General features: G+C 40.0%; 12 protein-coding genes and 2 pseudogenes. 11 read left to right on the top strand and 3 right to left on the bottom strand.

The features are described from left to right. The first annotated feature begins 17 nt into the window (after positions 1–17). The 9 genes and pseudogenes from sbcD to pstB all read left to right on the top strand — a co-directional run bounded on the left by sbcD (position 18) and on the right by pstB (position 7,917). Entirely contained in the window at positions 18–1,271 is a 1,254-nt protein-coding gene (gene sbcD, locus QUD05_RS05510) for an exonuclease subunit SbcD (protein ID WP_289795203.1), read from the top strand. 324 nt (positions 1,272–1,595) lie between these two features. Beyond that, entirely contained in the window at positions 1,596–1,877 is a 282-nt protein-coding gene (locus QUD05_RS05505) for a hypothetical protein (protein WP_289795202.1), read from the top strand. Positions 1,878–1,892: 15 nt separating this feature from the next. Next, positions 1,893–2,285 (top strand): annotated as a pseudogene (locus tag QUD05_RS05500) (type II toxin-antitoxin system VapC family toxin). A 12-nt stretch (positions 2,286–2,297) separates the two neighbouring features. After that, the gene (locus tag QUD05_RS05495) at positions 2,298–2,447 is read left to right on the top strand and encodes a hypothetical protein (protein WP_289795201.1); all 150 of its coding nucleotides are present in this window, start codon (positions 2,298–2,300) and stop codon (positions 2,445–2,447) included. A gap of 380 nt (positions 2,448–2,827) precedes the next feature. Continuing rightward, on the top strand, positions 2,828–3,985 hold the full coding sequence (locus tag QUD05_RS05490) for a sulfate ABC transporter substrate-binding protein (RefSeq protein WP_289795200.1): 1,158 nt from the start codon (positions 2,828–2,830) through the stop codon (positions 3,983–3,985). A gap of 57 nt (positions 3,986–4,042) precedes the next feature. Beyond that, complete coding sequence (locus tag QUD05_RS05485; RefSeq protein ID WP_289795199.1) at positions 4,043–5,044, top strand: PstS family phosphate ABC transporter substrate-binding protein; 1,002 nt, start codon at positions 4,043–4,045, stop codon at positions 5,042–5,044. Positions 5,045–5,190: 146 nt separating this feature from the next. Further along, entirely contained in the window at positions 5,191–6,132 is a 942-nt protein-coding gene (gene pstC, locus QUD05_RS05480; RefSeq protein ID WP_289795198.1) for a phosphate ABC transporter permease subunit PstC, read from the top strand. A gap of 6 nt (positions 6,133–6,138) precedes the next feature. Then, complete coding sequence (gene pstA, locus QUD05_RS05475) at positions 6,139–7,038, top strand: phosphate ABC transporter permease PstA (RefSeq protein ID WP_069068680.1); 900 nt, start codon at positions 6,139–6,141, stop codon at positions 7,036–7,038. A gap of 51 nt (positions 7,039–7,089) precedes the next feature. Then, positions 7,090–7,917, top strand: a complete 828-nt coding sequence (gene pstB, locus QUD05_RS05470) for a phosphate ABC transporter ATP-binding protein PstB (RefSeq protein ID WP_289795197.1) — start codon at positions 7,090–7,092, stop codon at positions 7,915–7,917. A gap of 180 nt (positions 7,918–8,097) precedes the next feature. Here pstB and QUD05_RS34300 read toward each other — a convergent pair whose 3' ends face one another. The 3 genes from QUD05_RS34300 to QUD05_RS05460 form a co-directional block, all read right to left on the bottom strand. Continuing rightward, positions 8,098–8,208: a PIN domain-containing protein gene (locus QUD05_RS34300; protein WP_502911381.1), complete on the bottom strand. Its 111-nt coding sequence runs from the start codon at positions 8,206–8,208 to the stop codon at positions 8,098–8,100. After that, a complete protein-coding gene (locus tag QUD05_RS05465; RefSeq protein WP_289799886.1) occupies positions 8,201–8,347 on the bottom strand; it encodes a UPF0175 family protein in 147 nt (48 codons plus the stop codon). The genes QUD05_RS34300 and QUD05_RS05465 overlap by 8 nt, the downstream gene beginning before the upstream one ends. Positions 8,348–8,410: 63 nt before the next feature. After that, positions 8,411–8,554: a hypothetical protein gene (locus QUD05_RS05460; protein ID WP_289795196.1), complete on the bottom strand. Its 144-nt coding sequence runs from the start codon at positions 8,552–8,554 to the stop codon at positions 8,411–8,413. 171 nt (positions 8,555–8,725) lie between these two features. Between QUD05_RS05460 and QUD05_RS05455 the strand changes: the two genes are divergently transcribed. Both QUD05_RS05455 and QUD05_RS05450 read left to right on the top strand, forming a co-directional pair. Next, positions 8,726–9,151, top strand: a complete 426-nt coding sequence (locus tag QUD05_RS05455) for a hypothetical protein (RefSeq protein ID WP_289795195.1) — start codon at positions 8,726–8,728, stop codon at positions 9,149–9,151. 83 nt (positions 9,152–9,234) lie between these two features. After that, positions 9,235–11,356 (top strand): annotated as a pseudogene (locus QUD05_RS05450) (single-stranded-DNA-specific exonuclease RecJ). Positions 11,357–11,399: the final 43 nt, after the last annotated feature.

Genomic DNA, 11,399 nt, shown 5'->3' with positions numbered 1-11,399 from the left:
AAGAACAAAGGATAAATATGATTAAGATCCTCCATCTCTCCGACATCCACATGGGAAGCGGCTTCTCCCACGGACGAATTAATCCCGCAACTGGATTAAATACACGATTGGAGGATTTTGTCAATACTCTCTCTATATGTATTGACCGAGCGCTGACAGATGCAGTCGATATGGTGATATTTGGTGGCGATGCTTTCCCGGATGCTACACCACCACCTTATGTACAACATGCTTTTGCCAACCAGTTTCGCCGTCTTATGGATGCCAATATTCCAACAGTGCTGTTGGTAGGCAATCACGACCAACATTCCCAAGGACAGGGAGGAGCGAGTTTAAATATTTACCGCACTTTGGGAGTGCCAGGGTTTGTTGTTGGTGATACATTAACTACTCACTACATCCAAACCCGTAATGGCAAAGTGCAAGTAATCACCCTGCCTTGGCTGACCCGTTCCACTCTTATGACTCGCCAAGAGACAGAAGGTTTATCTTTGGCGGAAGTCAACCAACTATTAACAGAACGTCTGCGAGTTGTTTTAGAAGGGGAGGTTCGCCGTCTTGACCCTAATGTGCCTACTATTCTTTTGGCTCACTTGATGGCTGACAATGCAACCTTGGGCGCAGAACGCTTTTTGGCAGTAGGTAAAGGCTTTACTCTACCACTATCTTTGTTGACGCGACCTTGTTTTGATTATGTAGCCTTGGGACACGTCCACCGCCATCAAAATCTGAATAAATCGAACAACCCACTAGTGATTTATCCAGGGAGTATTGAGCGGGTAGATTTTAGCGAAGAAAAAGAAGACAAAGGCTATGTGATGCTGGAACTGGAGCGGGGAAGCGCTAAGTGGGAATTTTGTCCCTTAACAGTTCGGACTTTCCAAACCATTGAGATGGATATCTCGAAAGCAGATGATCCGCAAGCGGTGTTAATGAAAGCGATCGCCAAGTATGATATTGAAGATGCTGTAGTGCGGCTAATTTACAAACTCCGCTCTGAACAGATGGATTTAATTGACAGTTCCTCTCTACATACTGCTTTAAGTCCCGCTCACACCTACACCATTCAAGCAGAATTAGTGAGTCAATTAGCCAGACCCCGAATTCCTGAATTGAGTGCGAGTAGCAGCATCGACCCAATGGAAGCGTTAAAAACTTACTTGAACAACCGCGAAGACCTCAAAGATATTGCAACATCAATGATGGATGCAGCGCAGAAGTTACTAGCAGATGAAGTGGAAGTTTGGCTGGAAGCAGCAAATAATTCGTAATTCGTAATTCGTAATTCGCAATTAACAATTCTTATGGAATTGCCACGGTAAGCGAGTGTATTTTCGTCAAATTAGTGACAGGAAATCCACCGCGTTATGCTTTATCAAAGGTTTTTTTGATACTAAACCCTGGAAATGAATTGTACCACGTGCTACGTATATTGAAGGGTCTGACTCAGTTGGTGAGTACTTAAATCTTATCGCCTGATTATCTGTTCTACCAGGAGAGTCAATATCTGACAACCAGCCGCTACATCAGTTAGCATTAAGTGATGAGAAAATGTCTGAGATTTGAATAGTAGTGATTACAGGAGTAAGTATAAAATGAAGATTAGGGGAATAAAACGCGGTCAAACTATTGAATTATTAGAGCAAATTCACAGTATTCCTGATGGAGCAGAAATAATCGTTAATCTAGAGCTTACTTCTACTGAACCTGTCGTAGCAAAACTAGACTTGACAGATGAAGAAAGGCTTGCAAAATTGAATAAATTATTTGGAGTTTGGCAAGACCAACCAGAGTTGATACATATATTTGCTGAAATTGACCAGCAACGTCATCCTTACCAAGGAAGGGTGATAGACTCAATAGATAAAAATAGATAAATAGAAGAAAGGCTAATGTATCTTCTAGATACTAACATTTGTATTGCATTGCTTAATGGCAATACCAAAGCAGTACCTATATTTAATCGCTATTTCAGCCAATGCTATCTATCTACAATAGTAGTTTCATAACTTTACAAAGGTGTTTACTGTTCTAAACAAGTTGAAAAAAATTTAGAAACACTAGCACAACTAACTGAGCTATTACCCATTGAGCCATTTGATATAGATGCTGCAAGAGAATTTGGTAAAATTCAAAGTGAATTGAGGCAAATTGGTAGACCAACAGGAGAAGTAGATGCACTAATTGCTGCCGTTGTCCGCTCTCGTAATGATATTTTGGTTACGAACAATATCAAGGATTTTGAAAATATACTTGATTTGCAATTAGAGAACTGGTTAGAGTAGCAAAAAATCTGTATGAGTATTTCTACAATTAAGCGATCGCTAACTTTAGATGAGTTAGTGGAACGCATTAAAGAAGCAATTGAACTTTGTTTAGAATTTGAGGAAGAACAGCAGGATTCACTCGACTTTGTTGGTATTCAACGAGTTGCAGTTGAGATATAAGTCAATTCCCAGGCGTCACAGGAAGGGAAGTTATTGCAATGAGTGCGATCGCAAAATATGATACTCAAGATGCTGTAGTACAGCTACTTTGTTTTAAAAAAAGCTTTATTGGCTAAAAAAATTTGAGTTTATATTATTATTCTGTATTACTTATTACATCTTTTTGGCAAATTTCATGTATGTGTGCAATCAGAGTGTCTCCCTTTCCAGCAGAAAAAACCCGTTTCTTGAAATTCCTTGCTAAATCAGACTTTTGATGGCAAATTGCTCACCTAGTAAAAAAAAATTAATCCAGATGATGAATATTATTCTATATACCCTATAATTCTTTTAATTACGGTATACATCTAGAAATACCGTAGATTTAGGGGTAAATTCTGATGAGCAAGTCGCAACAACCAACACAATTAAGTAAATTCCTAAGTGAAGGGATACAGGCTTATGCCATAAAAGCCTTGCGGACTATAAAATTCTGCTATCAACACACAATTAGAAGTTGGTTGAATAGACACACTGTGCAAAGCTTTGTAAGTCTATTTCTAATAGGTACTTTTTTGAGTATGGCTGTTGCCTCCTGTTCTGGAAGTAGTTCAGCTAGCAAAAATGATGTTAAGTTAAAACTCGCTTCTTTCTCCGTCACCAAAGCTGCACATGACCAGATAATTCCCAAATTTGTCGAAAGCTGGAAGAAAGAACACAACCAAAACGTCACGATTGAGGCGACTTATGGGGGTTCTGGCGCTCAAGCGGCTACAGTAATTGACGGTTCGCAAGAAGCAGATATAGTACATTTGGCACTTCCCCTAGATGTGATCAAAATTCAGCAAGCCGATTTGATTAAGTCAGGTTGGGAAACCAGATATCCGAGAAATGGTATTGTCAGTAAATCTGTAGCTGCGATCGTTACTCGTGAAGGTAATCCCAAAAACATTCAGACTTGGGCAGACTTAGCAAAAGATGGCGTGAAAATAATTGCAGCTAACCCAAAAACTTCTGGTATTGCTATCTGGGAATTCTTAGCTTTTTGGAGTTCTGTGAGTTTAACAGGTGGTGACGAAACCGCAGCATTAGATTATGTCACCAAAGTTTATAAGAACATCCCGGTATTGACGAAAGATGCCCGTGAAGCTAGCGATTCATTCTTCAAAAAAGGCGAGGGAGATGTCTTAATTAACTACGAAAATGAGGTAATTTTGGCGCAAATAGGTGGATTGAAACTGCCTTATGTTGTACCTCAAGTTAATATTTCCATCGATAATCCTGTGGCTCTAGTTGATAAAAACGTTGATAAACACGGTACAAGAGAAGTTGCACAAGCATTTGTTAATTTTCTTTACTCAACAGAAGCTCAACGGGAATTTGCTAAATTACAGTATCGTCCTGTTAACCCCACTGTCACTCAAGAAGTAGCGTCAAAACAGCCGCCAATTAAAACTTTATTTACCTCCCAAGATTTAGGTGGTTGGGAGCTTATCCAGAAAAAGTTTTTTGAAGATGGGGCAATTTTTGACAAAGTTCAAGCTGCTAGCAAAGCATAAACTTTACTTTTTGAAGCAGCATTATTTGTATAGTCACTTTATCTCAATTGATAATTTATGAGCTTTCATCGCAGATTTAAAGATAGCTTTTTCTTCACATCTTTAATGGTTCTTGCCAGTAGCATCACTGCTTGTAACGGTGGACAAGAATTGAAAAGTCAGGTGAGTATTGATGGTGCAGCCGTGGGTTTTCCTATTTCTTTAGCAGTTGCAGAAGAATACCAGAAGGTGAAATCTGACGCGAAAGTTAGTGTTGCTTCCAGTGGTACTGGTGGCGGTTTCAGTAAATTTTGTAATGGCGATATTGATGTTGTTGGTGCTTCTCGTACCATCAGAAATGAAGAAATTAAAAAATGTAAAAGTAAGAACATTGAGTTTGTGGAGTTACCGATAGGTTTAGACGGCGTAGCTGTAATTGCAAATAGTAAGAACGATTTTGCTAAATGTCTAACCATTAAGGAAATGAACACAATTTGGAGTGCTAAATCAGACGGCAAAATCTTGACTTGGGATCAAGTTAATCCTAAATTTCCTAAGCTACCATTGAAGCTTTATGCTCCGGCTTCTGATACGGGAACTTTTGATTATTTAACTCAAGCCGTTACTGGTAAAGCCAAGAATGGCCGCACTGACTACACTCCTAGCCATAATCAAAATCTGCTAGTGCAAGGTGTTTCTGGAGATGAATCAGCATTGGCTTATGTAGGGATATCTTACTACATTCAAAACCAGGAAAAGCTCAATTTAGTTGCTATCGAAAATCTCAAAGGAGAATGCAAAAAACCAGTTCCGTTGGATAATGTCCTCAAAAATACCTACACACCTTTGTCTCGTCCCCTGTTTATATATGTCAGTAAGATATCTTTAGATAACAAACCAGCAGTCAAAGAATTTGTAGATTTTTATCTAGAAAATTCTTGGAAGTGGGTAGATGGTGCTGGATATGTAGCACTACCTGATGAAGCTTACGTCAAGGTAAAACAAAAATTTGCTGCTGGTGAAACTGGGACAAAATTTCAAAAAGCTAAACCAGGTGAACCAATTACAAACTTTCTTTAGATAAATACCCAGTCAAAAAATTTTAGATTTTAGATTTTGGATTTTGGATTGATGCCGCAGATAAATTTGGGGGAATCTGGAGGGTTGTAGCATCAAATAATTATTGACCATTTGTAACTTGATTTGTAGTCACAACTTCACTGTTTATGCAAAATTCCACTTCTCAAGACGATCCTTATTTACTACCCAGACAATCACTAGACAAAGATATATCTGAAGATATATCAGAAAGGATTGTGGGAACGATTTTATTTGCTTGTGCTTTAGTTTCTATTTTGACTACCTTTGGTATTGTCATAATTATTTTTCAGGAGACATTTGGTTTTTTCCAAGAAGTTTCCTTTGCTCAATTCTTTCTTGATACTAAATGGACACCTCTATTTGCAGAGAGGCATTTTGGCATTTGGCCTTTAATTAATGGCACTTTCTTGACTACAGCTATTGCTATGTCAGTGGCGATTCCTTTGGGTTTATCTTCTGCCATTTATTTGAGTGAATATGCTCAACCCAAAGTAGCAGCAGTTTTACGCCCAGCCGTGGAACTTTTAGCAGGAATTCCAACTGTAGTATATGGTTACTTTGCACTATTGTTTCTGACACCATTGCTGCGGCATATTATCCCTTTAGAAATATTCAATTCCTTAAGTGCGGGGGTAATGATGGGAATTATGATTACTCCCACCGTTGGTTCTATTAGCTTAGATGCTATTAAATCAGTTCCGCGTTCTTTGCGCGAAGGAGCTTATGCTTTAGGTATCACTAAACTAGAAACTATTTTTAAAGTAGTTTTACCAGCCGCACTTTCGGGAATTATCGCCTCGATTATTTTGGGTATTTCTCGCGCTGTGGGTGAAACAATGACTGTCCTCATCGCCGCCGGACTACAGCCAAAGCTGACTATTAGCTTTGCAGAATCAATCGCAACGATGACTGCTTATATGGCACAAATTTCTGGTGGAGATAGTCCGCGTGGAAGTCTCAATTTCAAGACTTTATATGCTGTAGGTGCGGTTTTGTTTTTGATTACCCTATCTTTGAATATTGTTAGTTACTGGATTGCTAATCGTTATAAGGAAAAATACGAGTAATAAAATATGGCTACTAGTTATCAAGAAAATGATTCCTTTGCATCTGGGGCAGAATTTACTGATAATGTTGACAAAAGGGAGAGTTTAGGAAAAGTATTTGAAGTAATTTTTCTATTCGGTTTGATGATTGGGATATTTGTCCTAGCTTTGCTCCTTTTCGATATTTTGGGAGACGGATTAGGTAGATTTTTGTCCCCAGGATTTCTCACAGATACCCCTTCTCGTTTTCCTGACCAAGGTGGTATCCGTCCTGCTATTGTTAGCAGCATTTTGTTGGGACTTGTTGTGATTTTTGTCACCGTCCCAATTGGTGTAGGAGCAGCTTTATATCTCGAAGAGTATGCACCCAAAGCTTGGTGGACAGCGATTATTGAGATTAATATCAGTAATCTGGCGGGTGTACCTTCTATCGTCTATGGGTTGCTGGGTTTAGGAGTTTTTAATTATTTGCTTGGGTTTGGCCCTGCTTTGATTTCTGGTGCATTGACTTTATCTTTGCTGTCTTTACCAGTCATTATTGTCACCTCTAGAGAAGCAATTCGCGCTGTCCCGGATTCTTTGAGAAATGCTTCTTACGGCTTAGGTGTCACCAAATGGAAAACTATTAGCAGTCATGTCATACCTTATGCTGTTCCTGGTATTTTGACAGGGGTGATTATCTCTGTATCTCGTGCTATTGGTGATGCAGCATCTCTAATTGTTGTCGGTGCTGTAGGTTTTCTTACTTTTGACCCTGGTTTGTTCCAGAGATTTATGGCATTACCCATTCAAATTTACAGTTATATCACTCGTCCTGAACCGGGTTTTGCTAGTGCAGCAGCAGCAACAATTATTGCGTTGTTACTCTTGATTTTAGCTTTAAATGGTGTAGCAATTTATATCCGACAACGCTTCTCAATCCGTTAGATAATTAAATATCTAATTTAATACATTCACAGATATTAGGAGATACGAAAAATGACTTATAGCAATAGTAGAAGTCAATCAGATAGTGCCACAATAGACAAAGATAATTCTGTATTTAATGTTGAAGGTGTGAAAGTCTATTATGGAGGATTTCTAGCACTTATAGATGTCTACCTAAAAATTCCTGATAAACAAATTATTGCTTTTATTGGCCCTTCAGGATGCGGTAAAAGTACCTTATTGCGTTGCTTCAACCGGATGAATGATTTAATCCCTGGTGCTAAGGTTGAAGGTAGACTGAATTATCGCGATCGCAATATCTATGATCCTAAGATAAATTCGGTCAAATTACGCCGCCAAATCGGAATGGTTTTTCAAAGACCGAATCCTTTCCCTAAGTCAATATACGAAAATATTGCCTTTGCTCCCCTTGCTAACGGTTACAAAGGTAACGTTGATGAATTGGTGGAAGATTCCCTCAGACGCGCTGCTATTTGGGATGAAGTCAAAGACAAACTCAAAGAGAAGGGAACTGCATTATCTGGCGGACAACAGCAACGACTTTGCATTGCTCGTGCGATCGCCATGAAGCCAGATGTATTATTAATGGATGAACCATGTTCTGCTCTCGACCCGATTTCTAGCCGCCAAGTAGAAGAACTCTGCTTAGAACTTAAGGAGCAATACACCATCATCATGGTGACACACAATATGCAGCAAGCTTCTAGAGTCGCAGATTTCACAGCTTTCTTCAATACGGAAATTGACGAGTATGGCAAACGTCGCGGCAAATTAGTTGAGTTTAATCCGACAGCGCAAATGTTCAGTTCTCCTCAAACCAAAGAAGCTGAAGATTATATCAGTGGACGGTTTGGTTAAAGAGCCTGTTCTAAGTATTTAGGATAATAGACAACCTTGTACAATAAAGTAAAACTTTGTACAGGGTTTTGTTTTGTGATACCAGACTCACTAAAATAGCGATCGCACTACAGACTCAATCCATAATGCATAGGAGAGTCACTCTATGCTGCATAACACTCAAAAAATTTTGTTTGAGTTTTATGTGGGAAGTAATATTCGCTGATAAAGTTGGGGTAAAAGTTCCAGTTGCGCGATAATTGCCAAGGAAATGAGGGGGCTGCTATCGGCAACGATAACAGAGTTAATCATCGCGCAATTCGTCGGCGATTTGGTCATCATCTAAGTTGATAACAGGGATTTGCAAACGTCCTAGTTCGTACATGAACTGCGGTTTGTTCATGCTGCAAAAGGCGGCGGCTTTACCAAGCGATACAGCGCTTCCCGCTATTATGTAATACAGTTTTTATCCTTGCTCCTCTCCTAGCATAGCTTTCAGGTTTTAAAATGTACCTCATAGCTGCCGGAAGTGCTGGAGTCTGCGTAGCTCAAATAGTTTGACTGCGAGCAAAAATGTGAGTTCTGCTTCTAACGCTTGGGGTGATTTACCGGAGGTAATAAGTAAGTCATCGGGATAATGAAGGGATAGGATGTGCATGATTCACTTCTATGTTTCTGATTCCTAATTCTGTCTTGATTATGGCTTACACCAGTCCAACTTTGTGATGGGCTGATGTTGCTTTGCATTAGCTTAATTCTGGAAAATATGCTGAGGCTTAATAGTCCGAAGCTGAAGTAATATTTAGGACTAGTACTTATACTGTGTATTATGTTTAAACTTTTGTCCTTGGCTTTAGTTACAGCTACCATTTTAGTTGCATCAATCAATAATCCCAGTGCTACATTAGCTCGAACTTGTGCTTCTAAGTGTGGGTCGCACCCAATTCAGTTTACACCTGGGCAACATATCCGAGTTGAAGTTGTAAATAGCACACCTAATCTGATTAAAATTCAAAAACCCTCCGGGACTGATGCAATATCCTTGAGTCCAGGGCAGAAATTAAATTTAGGACAAATAGAAGGTACAGAACCAAATACATCTTTGATATTTTGGAGCGAAAAAGGTTTATCACTACAAGCAATTGTCTCTAAACTTAACTTTGGTACATTGCGACTCGAACTCCGTCCGACTTGGCGCTCTCCGGGCGATCGCTCGTTGTATATTATGGATGATGGTAAGATAAACGTGTTTTAACAGACAAGTTAGGAGTTAGGAGTTATGAGTTAAGAAATAACTTTTAATTCAAAACTCCTAACTTTTAACTCCTAACTTTTATTGTGCTAGACCGACCTGTATCTGAACTATCAAAGCCTCGCCGACGCTTACCCGATCAGCGCTGGCAGATTTATCCGCAAAAACCAGAATTTGCCCAAAATCTGGCGGTTTTGACAAATATTTCACCCATTGTTAGCCAGTTGTTGATTAATCGTGGTTTGGAAACACCAGAACAGGTACAAGAATTTTTAGATCCAGAGTCTTTAGTTTTGCCTTCGCCTTTGGAAGATTTCCCAGATTTAGCGATTAGTTTAGAGTTGTTGGAAAATGCGATCGCTTCTCAAACAAAAATTGCGATTTGTGGTGATTATGATGCTGATGGAATGACCAGCACTGCTCTACTTTTGCGTAGTCTCCGCACTTTAGGCGCACAAGTAGATTATGCTATCCCCAGCCGGATGCACGAAGGTTACGGTATTAATAAACGCATAGTTGAAGAATTTCACAGCGAAGGTGTGGGGCTAATTCTGACTGTAGATAATGGTATCTCTGCGTTTGAACCAGTTGCTAGGGCTAGAGAACTTGGTGTTGCAGTAATCATCACCGATCATCATGATATCCCCCAAAAATTGCCGCCAGCTAACGCTATCCTTAACCCCAAACTAATAGCTGAATCCTCACCTTATCGGGGTGTTGCTGGTGTTGGTGTTGCCTACATCTTGGCAGTTTCTCTAGCACAACAGTTAGGCCAAACTAAGGGCTTAATCCAGCCAATGCTAGCATTATTTACACTGGGAACGATCGCAGATTTAGCCCCTTTAACTGGTGTAAATCGCCGTTGGGTGAAACGTGGTTTACAGCATTTACCCAAATCCAACTTAGCTGGGATACAGGCGTTGATTCAGGTAGGTGGTGTGCAGGCGAGAGATGAGGGAGCAGGGGAGCAGGGGAGCAAGGGAGCAGAGGAGAAAAGCTCCAATCCAAAATCCAAAATCCAAAATCCAAAATCGCTAAAGCCTGAAGATATCGGGTTTCGCTTGGGGCCGCGAATTAATGCTATCGGTCGGATTGGTAATCCCCAGACTGTGATTGAATTGCTGACTACAGATGATATGGGAGTAGCGCTGGAAAGAGCAATGCAGTGCGAACAAATCAACGCTTCTCGTCAGGAAATGTGTCAGCAAATTGAACAAGAAGCGATCGCTTATGTGGAGGCAGAATTTGTTACATCTCTACAAAAAGACCGTGTATTAATTGTTGTTCAACCTAATTGGCATCACGGCGTTATTGGGATTGTCGCCTCCCGCTTGGTGGAACGCTACGGTGTTCCTGTATTTATCGGGACTTATGAAGATGAGGAACATATACGCGGTTCAGCACGCTCAATTCCAGAGTTTCATGTATTTGAAGCTTTGGAATATTGTCACGATTTACTAGGGAAATTTGGTGGACACAAAGCAGCTTAGTGGGTTCTCTTTACCAGCAGAGAATTTACAGGTGTTGCGATCGCGTTTGATTGAGTTTGCTAATCAGTGTCTTGAACCCCAACATCTCAAGCCTCTGTTGAAAATTGATGCCGAAGTCAATCTCAATCATCTTAATCAACAGCTTTATCAACAGCTTAATGCTCTACATCCCTGCGGTATGGACAACCCCGATCCAGTTTTTTGGACACCTAATGTCCAAGTGGTTGAGCAAAAAATCGTCGGGAAGGGTCATATTAAACTGACAATTGCCCAAACTATTGATAATCAGGAGTATAAAATAAAAGCGATCGCTTGGCGTTGGGGCGACTACTTCCGCTTACCATCGCGTGTGGATATCGCTTACAAATTGCGAGAAAATTACTTTAACGGTAACACCAGCATTGAGCTAGAGTTAATCGGAGTCAGATTGCCAATTCAGATTCAACAATTTTTTGCTTCGCCACTTCTCCAGTCAAGTACCACCTTTGAGTACAACCAGCGACAATATACTTGTGGTTTCTATAAAAACGGTATTGAAGCAGAATTAAGAATTAAAAATTCTGAAGGCAAAGTATTAGCCATGCACCCAGGACAGATGATTGGTTTACTGGGCACTAATCGTCAAAATGCCAAAGAAGTTGATATTTCTCGACCACAGTATGACAATATTATTCAAGCTGCCCTTCAGGCGTTATCAGTACTGAGTGCTGAGTTATGAGTTATGAGTTATGAATTCTTAATTAACTTCTCACTCCTAACTC

Origin of the sequence: Nostoc sp. GT001, from assembly GCF_030382115.1 — a bacterium.
GTDB lineage: Bacteria > Cyanobacteriota > Cyanobacteriia > Cyanobacteriales > Nostocaceae > Nostoc.
This window is presented reverse-complemented; position numbering and strand designations above follow the sequence as displayed.